The organism is Porphyromonas asaccharolytica DSM 20707, assembly GCF_000212375.1.
Classification (GTDB): domain Bacteria; phylum Bacteroidota; class Bacteroidia; order Bacteroidales; family Porphyromonadaceae; genus Porphyromonas; species Porphyromonas asaccharolytica.
Genome location: NC_015501.1, coordinates 665,592 through 682,690, shown reverse-complemented (window position 1 = coordinate 682,690; position 17,099 = coordinate 665,592). Strand labels below are relative to the sequence as shown.

General features: G+C 54.5%; 16 protein-coding genes and 1 tRNA gene. 10 read left to right on the top strand and 7 right to left on the bottom strand.

The window, feature by feature from the left end; genetic code table 11:
- Window positions 1-28 precede the first annotated feature (28 nt).
- Both PORAS_RS02720 and PORAS_RS02715 read left to right on the top strand, forming a co-directional pair.
- The gene (locus tag PORAS_RS02720; protein WP_245528049.1) at window positions 29-1,477 is read left to right on the top strand and encodes a T9SS type A sorting domain-containing protein; all 1,449 of its coding nucleotides are present in this window, start codon (window positions 29-31) and stop codon (window positions 1,475-1,477) included.
- Between the two features lie 13 nt (window positions 1,478-1,490).
- Window positions 1,491-2,846: a hypothetical protein gene (locus PORAS_RS02715; RefSeq protein WP_013760099.1), complete on the top strand. Its 1,356-nt coding sequence runs from the start codon at window positions 1,491-1,493 to the stop codon at window positions 2,844-2,846.
- Window positions 2,847-3,135: 289 nt separating this feature from the next.
- Here PORAS_RS02715 and mnmA read toward each other — a convergent pair whose 3' ends face one another.
- Genes mnmA through PORAS_RS02695 form a run of 4 tightly spaced genes read right to left on the bottom strand, consistent with a single transcriptional unit; the run spans window position 3,136 to window position 8,261 of the window.
- Window positions 3,136-4,266 carry a tRNA 2-thiouridine(34) synthase MnmA gene (mnmA, locus tag PORAS_RS02710; RefSeq protein ID WP_044211512.1) on the bottom strand — a complete coding sequence of 377 codons (1,131 nt, stop codon included), beginning with the start codon at window positions 4,264-4,266 and terminating at the stop codon, window positions 3,136-3,138.
- Window positions 4,267-4,296: 30 nt separating this feature from the next.
- Window positions 4,297-6,111 carry an arginine--tRNA ligase gene (gene argS, locus PORAS_RS02705; protein WP_013760097.1) on the bottom strand — a complete coding sequence of 605 codons (1,815 nt, stop codon included), beginning with the start codon at window positions 6,109-6,111 and terminating at the stop codon, window positions 4,297-4,299.
- 18 nt (window positions 6,112-6,129) lie between these two features.
- On the bottom strand, window positions 6,130-7,203 hold the full coding sequence (locus PORAS_RS02700) for a porin (protein WP_013760096.1): 1,074 nt from the start codon (window positions 7,201-7,203) through the stop codon (window positions 6,130-6,132).
- 23 nt (window positions 7,204-7,226) lie between these two features.
- Entirely contained in the window at window positions 7,227-8,261 is a 1,035-nt protein-coding gene (locus PORAS_RS02695; protein ID WP_013760095.1) for a YitT family protein, read from the bottom strand.
- A 463-nt stretch (window positions 8,262-8,724) separates the two neighbouring features.
- Between PORAS_RS02695 and yajC the strand changes: the two genes are divergently transcribed.
- The 8 genes from yajC (at window position 8,725) to PORAS_RS02655 (ending at window position 14,185) form a co-directional block, all read left to right on the top strand.
- Window positions 8,725-9,033: a preprotein translocase subunit YajC gene (yajC, locus tag PORAS_RS02690; protein ID WP_004331694.1), complete on the top strand. Its 309-nt coding sequence runs from the start codon at window positions 8,725-8,727 to the stop codon at window positions 9,031-9,033.
- Between the two features lie 30 nt (window positions 9,034-9,063).
- Complete coding sequence (locus PORAS_RS02685) at window positions 9,064-10,077, top strand: CdaR family protein (RefSeq protein WP_013760094.1); 1,014 nt, start codon at window positions 9,064-9,066, stop codon at window positions 10,075-10,077.
- A gap of 20 nt (window positions 10,078-10,097) precedes the next feature.
- Window positions 10,098-10,751 (top strand): dephospho-CoA kinase, encoded by a 654-nt coding sequence (gene coaE / locus PORAS_RS02680; protein WP_004331692.1) that lies wholly within the window; start codon window positions 10,098-10,100, stop codon window positions 10,749-10,751.
- Between the two features lie 13 nt (window positions 10,752-10,764).
- The gene (locus PORAS_RS02675; RefSeq protein ID WP_013760093.1) at window positions 10,765-11,463 is read left to right on the top strand and encodes a DUF4271 domain-containing protein; all 699 of its coding nucleotides are present in this window, start codon (window positions 10,765-10,767) and stop codon (window positions 11,461-11,463) included.
- Window positions 11,464-11,495: 32 nt separating this feature from the next.
- The gene (locus PORAS_RS02670; protein ID WP_052306460.1) at window positions 11,496-12,251 is read left to right on the top strand and encodes a uroporphyrinogen-III synthase; all 756 of its coding nucleotides are present in this window, start codon (window positions 11,496-11,498) and stop codon (window positions 12,249-12,251) included.
- Window positions 12,248-13,006: a membrane protein insertion efficiency factor YidD gene (gene yidD, locus PORAS_RS09135; protein WP_013760091.1), complete on the top strand. Its 759-nt coding sequence runs from the start codon at window positions 12,248-12,250 to the stop codon at window positions 13,004-13,006. Before PORAS_RS02670 ends, yidD begins: the two co-directional genes overlap by 4 nt.
- Window positions 13,003-13,755 (top strand): TatD family hydrolase, encoded by a 753-nt coding sequence (locus PORAS_RS02660; protein ID WP_013760090.1) that lies wholly within the window; start codon window positions 13,003-13,005, stop codon window positions 13,753-13,755. Before yidD ends, PORAS_RS02660 begins: the two co-directional genes overlap by 4 nt.
- Before the next feature lie 356 nt (window positions 13,756-14,111).
- Window positions 14,112-14,185, top strand: a tRNA-Met gene (locus PORAS_RS02655).
- Between the two features lie 88 nt (window positions 14,186-14,273).
- On the opposite strand, the gene PORAS_RS02650 is transcribed toward PORAS_RS02655, so the two are convergent.
- From PORAS_RS02650 to PORAS_RS02640, 3 genes are read right to left on the bottom strand one after another with little or no spacing between them, the layout of a single operon-like run.
- Window positions 14,274-14,651: a RidA family protein gene (locus tag PORAS_RS02650; RefSeq protein WP_004331687.1), complete on the bottom strand. Its 378-nt coding sequence runs from the start codon at window positions 14,649-14,651 to the stop codon at window positions 14,274-14,276.
- Between the two features lie 28 nt (window positions 14,652-14,679).
- Window positions 14,680-15,423, bottom strand: a complete 744-nt coding sequence (gene rlmB, locus PORAS_RS02645; protein ID WP_013760089.1) for a 23S rRNA (guanosine(2251)-2'-O)-methyltransferase RlmB — start codon at window positions 15,421-15,423, stop codon at window positions 14,680-14,682.
- Complete coding sequence (locus tag PORAS_RS02640; protein WP_013760088.1) at window positions 15,416-17,098, bottom strand: DNA repair protein RecN; 1,683 nt, start codon at window positions 17,096-17,098, stop codon at window positions 15,416-15,418. Before PORAS_RS02640 ends, rlmB begins: the two co-directional genes overlap by 8 nt.
- Window position 17,099: the final 1 nt, after the last annotated feature.

The following is a 17,099-nucleotide window of genomic DNA, read 5'->3' as shown; positions in this document are numbered from 1 at the left end:
TAAGCATAACTCCTAATCACATACGACTATGAAAAGAACTACGCTGCGAACCCTTATGACGACTAGCTGGCTACTACTCCTCACGCTCTGCGTCTCTACACCTCAGCTACGCGCTCAGGAGGACAATCTACTGCTATCGATACAGATCCAGTCTGCGCAAAATGCGCGACAGGTACTCAGACTGGCAGGTGTGAGCAATAAGCTGTGGATAGACTTCGGCGATGGCAGTGGTAAGCAACAGTTTGCCGTACCCGATGAGGTGCCCGATGATCTAAACCAGCTCAAGGAGATACCATTTACGGTGCGACAAGCGAATCCGACCATCAAGGTGTACGGAGCGGGTATACGCGCTTTCGGCTTCTTCCGTACAGGCTCTATCCTAGACTTACAGCTCGTGAAGACGAGCGACCTGCAGGTACTCGCTCTGGACAATACACATCTGGCTAGTTTGGATCTCAGCGGCTGCCCCAGTCTAGAGGTGCTCCAGTGCTTTGGCAATTTTGAGCTCACACAGCTCGATCTGTCCCACTGTCCTAAGCTTAAGGAGCTACAGGTACAGTACACGGGGCTCAAGAGTATCGATCTAACGCCTTGCAAGGAGCTTGAGGTCTTTCTTGCTTTCAAAAGTCTACTAGAAGAGGTACACCTCGGATCTCACCCCAAGCTATGGTACTTCAAGGCTGATGAAGCGCACATTCGCTCGCTCGACCTCTCGGGTTGCCCTGCGCTACAGCTCTTGCATATGAATACGAACAGTCTCTCGAGCTTGACACTGCGGGGCAATATCGCTTTGTCAGATATGCAACTAGGTGAAAACAAGCAGCTCGCCAGAGCCGACTGGAGCGAAGCGCCTGCACTACGCTCACTCTACCTAGACCAGACGGCGGTCGCTCAACTAGACCTCAGGTCGCTACACCACCTAGAGATATTACAGGCACAGCAGTCTCAGCTGGAGATGGTTAAGGTGAGCGATCAAGCACACTTTAGCAAGATGATGCTATGGGGCAACAACCTATCGGCATGTGCACTAGACACCCTCTATGCTACACTGGCTCCTCTGCCAGCTGGCGATCAAGATACGATCTACCTACGAGCCACGGCAGACTTTACCAATCCAGGACTAGAGACCTCTCGCACGGATATTGCTAAAAACAAGGGGTACCTCCTCCTAGACATTATGAGTCTTGAGGAGCTAGTCGGTGACGCGACTGGTTGCCCAGGGAGCAACGTAGGTATGGAGTACATCCCCCGCATCACGGAGCAGTGCCTTATCGCTATCGATGGGCAGAGGCGCTATCGCATCAATACGGCTCTAGGCGTGAGCTCGATCACGATCTACGATGCCCAGGGGCAGTTACTCTTACAGCAGCTAGCCTCTACGACAGAGCTAGACCTCTCTCGACTCCCGGCTGGACAATACATCGTACTGGCTACAGCTCTCACTGGTCAGACCTATGGGCAGACGCTAATCCTCTAGTTGTGAACGCACTATGAATAAGAATCTAATACGTTTTGTCGTAGCCCTTCTCCTTGGCTGGGCTACTTTGTCGCTCGTCGGCTGCCACGCTGATCCTAAGCCTAGCAAAGAGGATCCGAGCAAAGAGGGGGAGCATGAGGGTGGAGGTGAACAGCCTGACACCATACCTGACACCGTAAAGGTTACGCCTCAAGCCTTCTTCATGCCTCTGCTACGCTTTGGCGAGCAAGTGTCTCCGACTGAGTTAGACGAGTGGAGTAAGCTAGTGGGAGCGACTCTAACGGCCTCTGATGCTGAGACGAGGCGATACGCTCTGCCCTCGGACACGCTAGAGGCTATGATCCTCCAGACTCCTCGAGGCATCTACAGAGAGATGACGCTCATCGTACCGCAGCATCCTTTTGGAGCAGAGCGTAGCTTCTTGAGCTTCTTGCGAAGAGAGGGCTTTCAGCAAAGCCAGCTCTATCCGTACCTTTGGTTTGACCAAAAGCGTGGACTGTGGATGGAGTACTATGCAGACGAGACTGCTAGAGAGGATATTCACTACTACGCTGGTGCTGTGCTGACTGACTTCTCGCTCGCCTTCACCCAGCTCTGCAAGGATGTCTCTCGTCGGGAGGTGCGCGAGCAGCTAGCGACTCAAGGGTATCAGTACAATAAGGAGGCGAGCGACCTCTACAAGCTTGTCTTCGACCAAGCTGAGAGCGACTGGCCTCGGGTGGTGGTTTACTACGACAAGAGCAATGAGCAGCCAGCTCAGGTGCAGATGCTAGCACGAGATCGATACGTACTGCACAGCCCGACGATTCAAAAGCGTCTCGAAGAGCAGGGCTTCTATGTCAATACGAAGCGACACAGCTACGAGGCTTTTAGCTACATTCATGACGATATGGAGCTACAAGTGGATCTCTACATGAGCGATACCCCTACTCAGGGCAAGATGCCTGGAGGGCTCATCATCTCCTACCATGTGAACCCTAATGCTCCAGTTCAGATGGACCATATAGACTTCCCCAGCTTTAATTGGGGCGCTACACAGGAGGAGCTAGAGGCTTTTGAGAAGGAGCGTGGCCGCGCATCACAAATGTTTATGGGTGTACTCAACGTGCCGACGGGTGACCCGAACTTTCCTCGTCACGCTTACTACTTCGATGGTAATGGTAAGTACATCTTCTCAGAGACTCAGGTCTCACGGCCTGCGGTCGTCAAGGACAAAGTTTTCGTACAGCTGATGCGCGAGGCGGGCTTTGACTTCGATAGTGAGCAGGACGGGAAGATCAAATACTTCAACGACTTCCAGCATATCGTAGCGATCATTGACCTCACGGCGCCTAGCCTCGGTATCACCTACCGGCCACTCGGAGGGTAACGAGTTGGAGACTCCTAGGCTAAGTCTATGGAGACTGTTGCAAAAGTCAACAGTCTCACAATCTTGCTTGCAAGATTGTCCTGACTTTGCAGAAAGGATGAAGCGCAAGGCGCTGAGGGTGAGGTCTGAAGGGAGCATACATCCGTATGTGACCGAAGCCGAATCCCGAAAACAACACAGCGATTCGCCTTTATGCAACAGTCTCCTATGGCAAGGTCTCTTGTGCCAAACAAAAAAGGAGAACCCTCGTATGTGAGCGTTCTCCTTTTCATTGGTAGAAATGGTATGGTTAGCGACCTGATCGGATCGGAGCGCTGCCCCAACAGAGCTGATGCTGCGGATCGTAGATGGTAGCAAACTGCCCAGCTGCAATCCCCTGTATCGGCTCGCTACTGACTAGCTGATAGCCCCCCGAGGGGAGTCGCTCGAGGCGACCAGCGGTGAAGTCGGGCGTGTGTCTGATCTTGAAGGTGACCTCCAGCGGACTATCTGACGGGGTCTCCGTCCAGAGCCACGGATCGACGGTGAGCCAGTGCATCTCTTCGGTCTCGATGATCGTGCCGTACTGCGTCTTAGGATCGTAGCCTCGTGAGGCGTAGAGGACGTTGTGCTCCACATCTTTTGCCACGACATACCACGGACCGCCCGAGAGTCCTAGCCCTTTGCGCTGCCCGATGGTGTGAAACCAGTAGCCTCGATGCTCCCCTATCTTCTCTCCTGTCTCATGGTCGATGATGTCGCCCGTCTGAGTGCCTAAGTAGCGCTCGATGAAGTCGTTGTAGTTGATCTGCCCTAAGAAGCAGATGCCTTGGCTGTCTTTGCGCTGCGCATTGACCAGATGCGCCTCGAGGGCGATGCGACGCACCTCCTCCTTGGGGAGGTGACCGATGGGGAAGAGGAGACGCTCCATCTGCCGAAAGCCGATCTGCGCCAAGAAGTCAGTCTGGTCCTTCACTGGGTCGGGAGAGGTGCCGAGGAAGGTCAAGCCTTCCGCCGTCTTTCGTATCGTAGCGTAGTGACCCGTGGCAATGTAGTCGTACGAGGAGCCGCTCCTTTCCTCAAAAGCTCCGAACTTGATCAACTTATTGCACATTACATCGGGATTGGGCGTGAGCCCTCGCCGGACCGCATCCATCGTATAGGCGACCACACGATCCCAATAAAGCTTATGCAAGTCGATGACCTCTAAGTGTAGGTCGTAGCGACGGGCGAGGAGCGTCACCAGTTCGATGTCTTCCTCGGCAGGGCAGTCGAGATAGCCGCCATCTTCGTCCTGCATACCGATACGTATATAGTAGAGGTCAGGACGAAAGCCCGCCTCGACGAGCAGATGCATCGCCACACTACTATCCACGCCACCCGAAGCGAGCAGAGCGATGCGACTATCCCGTGGCAGTGCTGTGTAGAGAGCGGTCTCCATACACTTCATGAGTCAAGCCCGCAGAGAGGACTACATACGCTCGGGTAGCGCAATGCCGAGGAGCCCCATAGCGCTATGGATCGTCTCGGCAACGGTCTTGCTCAGCTGCAGACGCATGCTGCGCAGCGCTTCGTCCTCCTCACGCAGTACAGAGCACTCGTGGTAGAACTGGTTATACCCCTTGACCAAGTCGTAGGTATAGTTGGCAATGCGGGCTGGCGAATAGCTCTCGGCAGCCTCCTGCACAACTGTCGGATAGTCGAGCAGCTGCTGGACGAGTGCCGTCTCGTACGATGAGAGTGCTAGCGCGCCACCCTCAGGGAGCTGGTGCTTGTAGCCCATCTCGTCAGCCTTCTGCAGGAGCGAGCAGATGCGGGCGTAGGTGTACTGGATGAAAGGTCCCGTGTTGCCGTTGAAGTCGATAGACTCCTCGGGATTGAACATCATATTCTTCCTCGGGTCCACCTTGAGGATGAAGTACTTGAGCGCGCCTAGTCCGACCATCTCGGCGGTGCGTAGCTCCTCAGCGGTCGGCTCGGCAGCTAGCTCTACGCCCTTCGCCTGCTGAGCTGTCCGTGCTACCTCTAGGGCTGTGTCGCGCATAGCGTCCATCAGATCGTCCGCATCGACGACCGTACCCTCGCGACTCTTCATCTTGCCATTAGGTAGCTCGACCATACCGTAGCTAAAGTGTGTCAAGCTCTTGCCCCACTTATATCCCAAGCGGTCTAAGAGTAGCGATAGCACCTGAAAGTGGTACTCCTGCTCGTTGCCCACGACGTAAACCATCTGGTCTATCGGGAAGTCTTGATAGCGAAGCTTGGCAGTGCCGATGTCTTGGGTGATGTAGACGGAAGTGCCGTCACTGCGTAGGAGGATCTTCTTGTCCAGTCCCTCCGCCTCAAAGTCGGCCCATACGGAGCCATCCTCATGTCGCTCGAAGAGCCCTTCCTTCAAACCTCGCAAGACCTCCTCGCGGCCTACGAGGTAGGTGTCGCTCTCGTAGTAGATCTTGTCAAAGGAGACACCCATACGGCTGTAAGTCTCGTCAAAGCCTTTGTAGACCCACTCATTCATCTGTCGCCATAGTGCACGCACCTCAGGATCGCCCTGCTCCCACTGACGTAGCATCTGTCGTGCATCAGCCATGAGCTGAGACTTAGCCTCGACCTCTTCGTCGCTCCAGTCAGGATGGGCAGCACGTATTTGCGCCAGTTCGGCACGATACTCTTTGTCAAAGCGTACGTAGTAGTCTCCGATGAGGTGGTCGCCCTTCTTGCCCGAAGACTCAGGCGTCTCGCCATTGCCCCAGCGTAGCCATGCCAACATGGACTTGCATATGTGCACGCCACGGTCATTGACGATGTTTGTCTTGACCACACGATGTCCACTCGCCTCCAGTATCTGAGCAAGGCTGTAGCCGAGCAGATTGTTGCGCACGTGTCCGAGGTGAAGCGGCTTGTTGGTGTTTGGCGAGGAGTACTCAATCATCACGAGCGGTGACTGAGCTGTCGGCGTGATGTGACCGTAATGCGGAGTTTCGGCAATCTCTCGTAGGGCTGAGATCCACACTGTGTCGGTCAGTGTGAGATTGAGAAAGCCCTTGACCACGCCATAGGACGCTATGAGGTCAGTCTGCTCTTGGAGCTTGGCACCGATCGTCTCGGCAGTCTCTTGCGGAGACTTGTGCGAAGCCTTGAGATAAGGGAAGACGACGAGCGTCATATGCCCCTCAAACTCAGGGCGCGTGGCGGTCAGCGTGATCTCGTCAGCTGTTGTGGTGAGACCGTAAAGTGTATGTAGTGTCGAGGCGATCGCCTCGCTAAGCTGTCTGTAAAGGCTCATAGTATATCGTATAAGGTGTTAGAGTACTTTCATGCGCCAGGTGACCCCCACGTTGATCTGCGTGCGCTTGTCATGCAGCACGGCCTGCGGATTCGTGTTCGTGCCAAAGGCGTAGTTAGCGTGTGCATGCAGACGCACCTCGGGGATGGGTGAGTACTCGACACCGCCACCGAGACAGGCTATCTGCGTGCCGTCGGTGACCCCGTAATCTGCTGCTAAGCCACTTAGATTCTGATCATAGCTCCCCTTGAGGTAAAGCTTCGTCTGGGTCGTCGGGTGGAAGGCTAGCTGACCATAGATAGAGTAATCGGCAAAAGCCTTCTTACCCTCGCCATCTAGTGGCGCACGATGCATCAAGTCTAGATCGATGAAGGTGCGACGGGTCAGCTGAAAGCGGTTGCCCAGCGAAACGTAGTTCATAAAGCGTCCAGGCGCATACTCCATAAAGTTGACACTCCACATCGGCACAAACCAATCGTGGTGCGCTGTCCAGATGAGATTGTAAGCATACATATCAGCCGGCTGCCCGCTCATCCCCTCGTAAACCTTACGATAGGGGCTCTGGATCACCTGCGCATGGAGGTTGTCCTGCCCATTAGGCAAGGTGTAGCTCACCGTAGCCCCCCACTGATAGGCGGGCATCTGATAGCAAAACTCTCCCAACTGAAAGACATCTATCGGCGCAGGCTCAAACTCCCACCCACCGACGAAAACGATCCACTTGCCGAGCTTGACACTGAGCTGCTCGGTAGGGTTATACTGTAGGTAGAGGAAGTCGATCGACTCGAAGAAGGTGCGGTCCAGATTGACCGAGCTAAGTCGCTGCCGGTAGAGGTAGCTAAACTTTGGCGAGAGGGTACCACTAAGTATGACGTTAGCGATATTGCCCTTAAAGCCTGATCCCGCTTTGTCGGCTTGGCTGCCTAGATAGATGCGCTGATAGTCCCCACGTGCCTCTAGCGAGAGTGACACCTTCTTGTCATGCGGTGCTTCTAGCTCAGCATCGGGCGTAGGCTCCTGCGCCATCAGCGAGCCGAATGCAAGTGACAGTAGGAGTATGAAGGCCGACAGCGACTTCGTAAGATGTGACATAGTTCTAGGTAAATCAGGTAATACTAAAAGGTGCTCTCATCGGGCGTCCCTGTCTCGACCGGGAGCTCCTCACGCTGGCTCCTCTTGCGCCACAGACCATACACCTCGCTGACAGGGTCTGAGGTGATAAACGGATCCATACGCTCGGCACGTAGGTGATCCAGTAGCTTGCCAAACTCATCTCTTGTCAAGATGCACTCTAGCTGCTTGTGATCCTCGCCTGAATAGCCACCCGTCACAGGGTGGATCGTCACCCCACGATTGAGCGTATGAATGACATAGTCACGGATATGCTCCCACTCCTTAGAGATGACGTAGACACGTGTCCGCGAACTCATACGGGTCATGAAGTAGTCGAGGATCATACCGTTGAGCCAAGTACCCACCAGGCCCATGATCACCAGACCCGTAGGACTGGTCAGGAAGGCGGAGCAGCAGATCAGACCACCAGCGATCGTCACCGACACGCCTAGTGGTACATGGAGGTACTTATTGAAGATCTTCGCCAAGATATCTAGTCCGCCCGTTGAGGCGTTGATGCTAAAGAGGATCGCCTGCGCTGCACTCATCACCAAGATGAAGCAGACCAAGTCAAACCCCGGATTGGCCACCACAACGCCATGAACCTCCTGAGCGAACATCGATCCACTGACAGGATCGATCCACCCCATCAAGTCGACAAACGGTCCTAAGATCAGTGCCGTGTAGCAAGTCTTCGCACCAAACTCGTTGCCGATCAGGATAAAGGAGAGCAGCAGTAGGATCGCATTGATGAGAAACATATAGGACCCCAGCGACATAATCGGGAGCAGTCGCTCCAGCACAATGCCCAGTCCCGTCACCGATCCGACGATCAGACCACTAGGAGCGAGGAAGTAGTGTACCGCCATAGCGCCAATAAACATGGCAACGGTCATTAAGACCAATTCGTACCAAAACTTACGGCTAGAGAGTACGTCAGTGGCCTGAGCAGGCAGAGCTGCCAGGCGAGCACGAAGTTCATCCTTACTGGGGAGCTTGTATTTCATTAGATGCGTATTACGTAGTGAGAGATCCATCGCGAGGCAACTGCGCTCTAGGCGATGCTCTCCGATAGGTATCTGAGTGCAAAGATACAAAATAGCACAACACACTGTCCGTACAAACACACGACGCCTTTCACCCTTTTGCTAGCTCCTGTCCTAAGGTGATGGAGAAGTGCAGAGTTGATATGCTATAAACAAGATCTCTGACGCTGCGCAACACGTTTGCCTCAGAAGAAGCAGATCCTCACGTGGGAATTTTTCAATCTCCATGTAGAAACGAAAAAACCCCCACGTAGGAACGAAATGAAACTTCGGAGGAATCAAACGAAACTTCGGAGGAACCGTTTCTCCTCCACGTGGAGAATAAAAAATAACCACGTGGCAATTTGACATTCTCCACATGGCTATCGTACTAAAGCATCTCAGGATAATGTGCCATGCGATTGGTTTTTTGTAAGTTTGCAGAAGTAATTGGATTCATCAACTATAGATACCTATGAATATGTTTCTTCTACAAGCAGCACAGCAGGGCGCTCCTGCGTGGACTTCGCTTATCTTTTTTGTAGTCATCATCTTGATCTTTTGGCTCTTCTTCATCCGTCCTCAGAGCAAGCGTCAGAAGAAGCTGCAGCAGGAGCGTGATGCGCTCGCTGTAGGCGATGCAGTCATAACGGCTGGCGGTGTGCATGGCGAGATCCGTAAGGTGCGCGAGCAGACCTTTGAGGTGGAGATAGCACATGACGTCTGCATAGAGATTGCCAAGAGCTCGGTATATCCGCTCGGCACGGATCCCAACGCACGCTAATAGAGTCTCCTAACCTTTAAGACGGGAGCGGTGCGACTCAATCTGACCCCTAAGCCTCGCACAGGCGGAGATCCTGTGGTGCGTAAGCAGCGTATTCCTCGCCTGAGACGACTGCTGGGGATCGCTGTGTGGGTGCTCCTAGCGACCGTCTTATGGTTTATGCAGACGCTCTCCCGAGGGACGACAACGATCGTCCATGTCCCCATCGTATATGAGGAGATGCCTGGAGAGATCGGGCTAGAGGGGGATCAGCCAGCGACGCTAGATGTTAGCGTCTCGGCAAAAGGCTCTCAGCTCCTCTTCCGCTGGATGAAGGGCGTACCTCCGATCACTCTATCGATGCCTCAGAGGGTGCCTCAGGGAGGACGTGTCCTCTTTAGCAGTTCGGTTTTGACACAGAAGGTTCGTGAGAGCCTCGGGAGTTCGATACAGATCCGAGACATTTATCCTAATCAGATTTCGCTACGCGCATTTGCTCTCCAGAGGAAAGAGGTACCAGTCGTAAATCATGTGTCGGCCTCTGCTAAGGATGGCTATATGGTACTGCCGCTGACGATGACTCCTAACACGGTCAAGCTGTATGGTAGTCGTGAAGCTCTGGAGGGGATTAGCGAGGTACATACCAAAGAGCTGCTCTACAAGAACTTGTCACAAGACAAAGTGGTGCGCGTGCCGTTCGAAGAGATCCCTCATGTCTACAGCTCTCCCGATAGCGTGCAGCTACAGATCTCAGTCGTCGAGCTGACGGAGAGACGCATCGAGCTTTCTATCGAGGCTCTTAATACGCCCTCAGGCTTTGTTGCTAAATTGCTTCCAGCTCGTGTCTCTCTGACTCTGACGATGCCGATCACAGACTACAATAAACCTATCGGGGACAAGGTATCGGTGGTGGTCGATTTGCATCAGATAGCAGAGGCCGAGCAGCGTGGCGAGAAGCGGCCGGAGATGCTGCCCGTAAGAGTCGAGGGACTACCTGACTGGGTGGTGCGTGCTACGACTACTCCCAAGGCAGTACAGTATATCCTAGAGGCTGCCGAATCGTGAGCCGTAGTGGCTACTGAGTCATGACCGAACAGCAGCTCACCTCCTCAACGACCCCGCGCATCTTAGGATTGACAGGAGGGATAGGTGCGGGCAAGAGTTTCGTTGGCCAGATGCTTGTCCAGTCGGGGCTACCCCTGATGGATAGCGATGCGGTGGCTCGGAGGGCTTACACGGAGAGCGATCAAGTGCGTCAGCAAGTGATCGCATTACTAGGTGCAGAGGTCTATGACTCGGAGGGTAAGCCTCGCTATGATGAGATCGCTCGCCAAGTTTTCGCACCGTCTGATGAGGGCAAGTCGCTATTGCACCGCTTAGAGCAGATCATTCACCCCTATGTGTCTGAGAGACTGAAGACTTGGGCTATGGAGCAGCAAGCCCCCGAGGGATGGGTAGTCCTAGAGAGTGCCATCTTATGGCAGTCAGGCTTCTATCGTCTCTGTGACGCTGTAGTCGTCGTGACGGCCCCTGAGTCGGTACGTGTGGCTCGTGTCCAGGAGCGTGACGGAGCCACTCGCGAGCAGGTGCAGGCACGGATAGACCGTCAAGCGTCGTACTCCTTTACAGCTCTGCAGCAGGCGCACCCAGAGCTACCTCTCTATCAGATCCACAATGATGGAGTGCAGGATCTAGAGGGGCAGGTGGCACAGTTACTCTCGGATCTAGTCGCTCTGTGATAGGCTAGCGTGTATGGAGAGCTCGATCGGGTTATGGACGTTGACTCCCTTTGGGGTAGATCGAGGAGCAGAGGATATCATCTTACTGCTGCTCCTGGTGCTCCTCTTACTCCCCGCTTTTATGCAAATGTGGGTCGGCTCCCTCTTGCCTCGCTCGGTGGATGCCTTACTATATAATAGAGGACACATCTTCTTTCGCAACTTAGTACATCGAGTATCCATCGGCACCTATGCGCTCCTCGGAGGGTTGCAGCGGCACTTGCTGGTCGGCGTGACTAGCTTTCTGCTCCTGCGTTACTATGCCGACTTCTCCTCAAGTGAGCTATGGACGACACTCTCACAGGTAGGACTTCTAGCACTCTGTAGCTTGATCCTGAGCGGACTTTACCTAGGACTCAACCGTCTACTGCCGGGGATCTATCTTGACTCGACCTTTTATCTACACTGGGTGCGTCATTACAGCATCTTGGAGTGGCTGTGGCCTCTGCCCCTCTACCTGAGCTCCCTGATGCTGCTGGCGGGAGTCTGGCAGGATGTCGCACTCTGGCTGACGGTCGCCGTAATTCTCCTATGGCGCCTTGCACTCATCGTGCCCACAGCACGATGGCTAGGGGAGGCTGGGGTGACTCCTTTGCTTATTTCTTTGTACCTTTGCAGCCAGGAAGTGGCTCCTCTTGCCTATCTCATAGGCTTTGGAATGCTGATCCTATAAAAGAATCTATCGTATACCATTAGCCCCTGCCTGTGAGTATGTCCCGGATTAAAAAAATACTTATTTCTCAGCCCGCTCCACTGATGGCTAATCCCTACACCGAAGTCGCTGAAAAGTATCAAGTAGAGCTCGATTACAAGCAGTTCATTCGTGTCGAGACAGTTGCAACAAAAGAGTTTCGCCAGCAGCGCATCAATCCGTTGGATTACACAGCCATCATCTTTACCTCTCGTACCGCTATCCTGCACTTCTTCACGCTGATGAAAGAGATGCGCATCACGATGCCGGACACGATGAAGTATTACTGTAGCTCAGAGAAGTCTGCGCCATACCTACAGAAATTTGTCAACTACCGCAAGCGCAAGGTTTTTTTCTCACCGACAGGGCGTACCGAAGATCTTGTCAAGGTAATTGTAAAGCACAAAGGTGAGAAGTATCTCCTACCCGTCGCAGAGGAGCACAGTGCCAAGCTCTCCGACCTACTGACAGAGGCCGGGGTAGACTATACCAAGTCGGTCATGTACCGCACCATACCTCGTGAGTTAGAGCTTGAGAAGCCGCTACCTTACGATATGATCATCTTCTTCAGTCCTGTAGGGATCACCTCGCTCTTTGAGAATGTCCCCGACTTCAAGCAGGAGGAGATGATCATCGCTACGGTAGGCCCTAAGACCGCACAGAGAGCTGAGGAACTAGGGCTCAGAGTAGATATCAAGTCTACGGGCAGCCGTCAGGATCCACCGATGCCTGAGCTACTCCACAACTACCTTGCCGAGCAAGAGGGATGACTACGGAGGAAGACTCCCCTCGCTCCCACCAGGATCAACGTCTAACAAAAGGTGAGCGGCTCTATCTGCGTGAAGAGATAGAGCGACTGCATAGCCGTGGACGTTCGTTTGTCTCTTATCCCATTCGCATTGTATGGCTTGCGGAGCCCATTGCCACGCAGAGTCCAGGAGATCAGACGCAGGTGGCGGTCATGACCTCGGTCGCTAAGCGTCGCTTCAAGCATGCGGTAGATCGCAACCGCATCAAGCGCATGACCCGCTCCGCTTATCGTCTCCACAAAGCTCCGCTCTGGCAGGTTGCTACCCAGCACCACTGTACTGTGCGCATAGCACTACAATCTGTCGCTAAGACCATGCCGACCTATCCAGAGCTAGAGCAAGCGGTAGAGCGGGCCATAGCACGCATCGTCAAGGAGATAGAAAAAGCTAACCCGACCTCTCCTGAGGCTGAGGCCTCAACTAGTCGTCAAGAGCAGACTGCGAAAGTTACAGCGAAGCAAGCTACACAAGACGACTCGCAACAGCTCTCACTAGCGGTACGCCTGCTGAGCTACCCTGTCAAGTTTTATCGCCACTTTATCTCTCCGCTGCTGCCTCCCAGCTGTCGTTTTACACCGACCTGCTCGCAGTATGCACTAGAGGCTCTACGGGTCCATGGAGCCCTAAAGGGGAGCTGCCTAACCCTATGGAGACTCTTGCGGTGTAACCCATTCAACCCACATGTGGGTTACGACCCCGTACCACCACGACAATGAGCGAGGAGGTCAGAGCAGCAGAGCAAGAGTGTGATGGGCGATGCGTTAGCCGTCCCAAACTTCCAGACTGCCACACGCATAGCCACGAGACGAGCGGCCAAGCGATTCGTTCGCTCACTTACGCAGAGTGGAGCGGTGGCGTAACGATCGAGGAGGATCAGCTCTATTCGATAGGCTTTCACCCCTGGTCTCTACCCCAAGAGAGGAGTTTGACAGTCCTCATTGATCAGATGCAGAGTCGCCTAGCGACTGTTCCGCAGATCGTTGCCATTGGCGAGTGTGGTGTCGACAAGGTGCGAAGCAATGCAGCGCTCTCAGAGCAACTAGTCTGGCTAGAGGCGCAGATGCGCTTAGCCTGTCAGCTACATCGCCCTATCCTCCTACACACTGTACGTGCATGGGCTGAGATGATTGAGATGCGAAGTCAGATGGCGCAAGAGTTTGCGCAGCTCCCTCCGATGGTGCTGCATGGCTTTCGCGCTAAAGGAGAGGTAGCGCAGATGATGCTGAGCAAGGGTTTTGCGCTCTCCTTCGGTCATCGCTACGATGCTGCAGCTTTGCATCTAGCCTCCGAAGCGAAGGCTCTCCTCGTCGAGACCGACGAGATCCCCAACGGTCTCGCGCATCGTGAGGCTATCGCAGAGGTCTATGGGCTCCTAGCCAAGAGCTTAGCAACAGATGCAGCTACCTTGGCAGATCAAGTGGCGGCGACATCATTCTGGCAGCTGATCGATAAGCGACCTCTTTAGAAAGAGGGTTTGAGACATGGGTCGGATTTCGATCTGTAAGACACTTTTGGTCCGAACATTTGTTCTTACTTTGTGAATCCTCAGTAGATAGCGCAAAGGTAATATGGATGACAATCGGAACCGCACACTAGTGCACTCAAGATCCGTCCGTAAGACTGCAAACGATTCAATAGTTCACAAAGAAGAGCGACACCGTTTGCTACCAGCAGCGACTCTATGACACCTTCCGTGAAACTTGAGTCTAGTCTCTTCGTAGCACTCCAAAATAAAAAACAGCTTGTTTTCGTGAGAGCGTTGGTTTGTTCGAGAATATTGTGTACCTTTGCATCGTCTAAGGGGGTAGCCCCTCTGTGGATGGCGAGGTAGCTCAGCTGGTTAGAGCGTCGGATTCATAATCCGGAGGTCGAGGGATCGTGCCCCTCTCTCGCTACAAACGAAAAAAAGAGCAGCACCTTGATTGCGGTCAAGGTGCTGCTCTGCTATTATGTAGGGGGGCTACTTAAGACTGTACACAGTCACTACTTGTGTGCGATCACTTCGATCTCGACGAGTCCGCCCTTGGGGAGGGTCTTGACAGCTACGGCTGAGCGTGCTGGGAAGGCACCTGAGAAGTGCTTCTCGTAGACTGCATTCATCGCTGCAAAGTCGCCCATATCAGCGAGGAAGCAGGTGGTCTTGACGACCTGGTCAAAGGTAAAACCAGCCTCGTCGAGGATAGCCTTCAGATTGCGAAAGACTTGCTCCGTCTGCGCAGAGACATCTTCTGATACGAAAGCACCAGACTTGGGGTCCAGGCCTAGCTGACCAGAGGTGATAAGCATGTCGCCGAAGGCTATTGCCTGGCTGTAAGGTCCGATAGCTGCAGGAGCGTTGGGAGTGGAGATTACTTTTTTCATAGTATACTTCTGATTGTGTTGTGAACTTTTATAGGTTTGCGTTGTGCTGACGAACGACCTCGTAGAGCATGATGCCGGTAGCGACCGATACGTTGAGCGAGGAGATCTGTCCCAGCTGAGGTATGGAGACGCGGTCGGTGAGTTGCTTGAGGACGCCCGTGGAGATACCTTTTTGCTCCGAACCCATGACGATACCGAGGGGTGGCGTCATCGGGAGAGAGGTGTAGTTTGTCGTGGCGTCTACATCGGCACCGACGAGCTGCAGACCGCTATCCCGTAGGAAGCGACAGGCGGTCACGAGGTCACGCTCACGACAGACGGGGATGCGCATGAGCGCTCCCGCGGAGGCGTTGACCGCATCGGCCGTGACGGAGACGCTATCTCGCTCGGGGATGACGATAGCATGGACGCCTGCGCATTCGCAAGTACGAGCGATAGCACCAAAGTTGCGCACGTCGGTGACTCCGTCGAGCAATACGATAAAGGGCATCTGCCCCTCGTCATAAAGCATCGGTATGAGCGACTCTAGACGGGTGTAAGTGATCGGCGATATGAGTGCTACGACCCCTTGGTGAGCACCTCGTGTGAAGCGGTTGAGACGCTCGGCGGGGACCTCCATGACGGGTACGCCCTGAGTGCGTGCGGTGCGCTTGATCTCTAGGAGTTCGCCAGTGACGGCTCCTTTCTTCATATAGATCTTGTCTATGTCGCTATGAGAGGCGAGGCTCTCATTGAGAGCGTGGATGCCGTAGATGAGTTTTTGCTTAATCATGTGCTGTAAGTAATGTGTATGCGGCAGCGATGGCCTCGGGGGTGATCTGGTCGCCACTCTGGAGGCGTGCTATCTCGTTGATGCGCTCTTCGGGCGTGAGGAGGCGAAGGTGCGAGTAAGTCTCGCCGTTGGTCTCCTCTTTATAAATGAGTATGTGCTGGGTAGCAGCTGAAGCGATCTGCGGTAGGTGGGTGATGACGAAGATCTGCTGGCGCTCGCCCATCGTGTGGAGCATATCGCCTATGCGAGAGGCAGCGATGCCTGAGGTGCCGGTGTCGATCTCGTCAAAGACGATGGCTGGCGATGTAGCCAGCTCGGCGAGGCTCGTGGCGGCTTGGCTGCGCAGAGCCTTGAGTGCTAGCATCAGTCGGGCTATCTCACCGCCCGAAGCGATGTCTGTGACGGGGCGGAGTGGCTGATCGCTGTTCGCTGAGAGAAGGAAGTCGACCTGGTCCATGCCTCGCTCGGTAGGCTTGTCGAGGAGCTGCAGCGCTATATCAAAGCGTGCGTGCGGCATCTCCAGTTGGCAGAGCGTCTTGGTGACGCTCCGTGCGATCTGGGCAGCGACCTTGGCGCGTGCCTCGTGGAGCTGCTTGCCTAAGGTGAGGACTGCAGTGCGCTGCTGGAGTACTTCGGTGCGTAGTGCGGCTAGCTCTTGCTCGTACTGGGCGGTGTGAGCGAGCTTGGCTCCAAGCTCTTGGCTGTACTCGATGAGCTCTTCGGGGGATAGGAGGTTATGCTTTTTGAGCAAAGCATTGACCCCTCCTAGGATCGTGTTGATCTCCTCTAGGCGCGCAGGATTGTAGGCGACCTCGCCCTGCAGACGGCTCAAGTCGCTCTCGATGTCGTCTAGCTCGATGACGAGGCTCCGCATGCGCTCGGTGTAGTTGCTGAGCTCGGGGAGGTAAGCGGAGGTCTGCTCCATCTGCTCCTGCGCTGTCGTAAGCTGATCGACGATGCTGTGCGGTCTATTGAGTAGCGCTAGGATACTTTGCAGTCCTTCCTGTATCTCCTGCGTGTGGGTGAGTCGCTCCGCCTCCTCGGTAAGGTCGGTGAGCGAGTACTGCTCGAGCTTGAGCGCAGCGATCTCCTCGTAGGCTCGGCTGTTAAGCTCATACTCCGCCTCGGCTTGCTGCGCCTCTGTGCGTAGCTTCTTGAGTCGTATGGCGTTGTCGTGGTACTGCTGATAAGCGCTGTGGTACGCCTCGACAAGCTGCGCCTCGGCTCCCAGCTGCGAGTCGATCAGTGCGATCTGGTAAGCGCCCTCACGGAGCAACAGGTTGCGATGCTGCGAGTGAACGTCTAGCAATAGTGCGCCCAGCTCCTCCAGCTGAGCGAGGGTCACGGGCGTATCATTGACGAAGATGCGACTACGTCCCGTCTGTCGTATCTCACGACGTACGAGACAGCTCTCCTCGACTTCTAATTCCTGCGCTTGCATCCATTCGATGACCTGAGGGTTGAGCTGAGTGAACTCACCCTCGATGACCGCCTTCTGGCAGCCCTGACGAATGGTCGATATGTCGGCACGCCCTCCGGCTAGCAGTTGTAGGGCTGAGACAAAGATACTCTTGCCCGCTCCCGTCTCGCCCGTGACCGCTATGAGTCCCGTGGGGAAGGTGCAGCTGAGCTCCTCGATGAGGATGTAGTCCCGTATGTATAAGCTGTGCAGCATG

Bases quoted from the DNA above. Each gene is read 5' to 3' on its own strand.
- PORAS_RS02720 (WP_245528049.1), top strand. From the start codon at position 29: ATGAAAAGAACTACGCTGCGAACCCTTATGACGACTAGCTGGCTACTA.
- PORAS_RS02715 (WP_013760099.1), top strand. From the start codon at position 1,491: ATGAATAAGAATCTAATACGTTTTGTCGTAGCCCTTCTCCTTGGCTGG.
- mnmA (WP_044211512.1), bottom strand. From the start codon at position 4,266: ATGGAGACCGCTCTCTACACAGCACTGCCACGGGATAGTCGCATCGCT.
- argS (WP_013760097.1), bottom strand. From the start codon at position 6,111: ATGAGCCTTTACAGACAGCTTAGCGAGGCGATCGCCTCGACACTACAT.
- PORAS_RS02700 (WP_013760096.1), bottom strand. From the start codon at position 7,203: ATGTCACATCTTACGAAGTCGCTGTCGGCCTTCATACTCCTACTGTCA.
- PORAS_RS02695 (WP_013760095.1), bottom strand. From the start codon at position 8,261: ATGGATCTCTCACTACGTAATACGCATCTAATGAAATACAAGCTCCCC.
- yajC (WP_004331694.1), top strand. From the start codon at position 8,725: ATGAATATGTTTCTTCTACAAGCAGCACAGCAGGGCGCTCCTGCGTGG.
- coaE (WP_004331692.1), top strand. From the start codon at position 10,098: ATGACCGAACAGCAGCTCACCTCCTCAACGACCCCGCGCATCTTAGGA.
- PORAS_RS02675 (WP_013760093.1), top strand. From the start codon at position 10,765: ATGGAGAGCTCGATCGGGTTATGGACGTTGACTCCCTTTGGGGTAGAT.
- yidD (WP_013760091.1), top strand. From the start codon at position 12,248: ATGACTACGGAGGAAGACTCCCCTCGCTCCCACCAGGATCAACGTCTA.
- PORAS_RS02660 (WP_013760090.1), top strand. From the start codon at position 13,003: ATGAGCGAGGAGGTCAGAGCAGCAGAGCAAGAGTGTGATGGGCGATGC.
- PORAS_RS02650 (WP_004331687.1), bottom strand. From the start codon at position 14,651: ATGAAAAAAGTAATCTCCACTCCCAACGCTCCTGCAGCTATCGGACCT.
- rlmB (WP_013760089.1), bottom strand. From the start codon at position 15,423: ATGATTAAGCAAAAACTCATCTACGGCATCCACGCTCTCAATGAGAGC.
- PORAS_RS02640 (WP_013760088.1), bottom strand. From the start codon at position 17,098: ATGCTGCACAGCTTATACATACGGGACTACATCCTCATCGAGGAGCTC.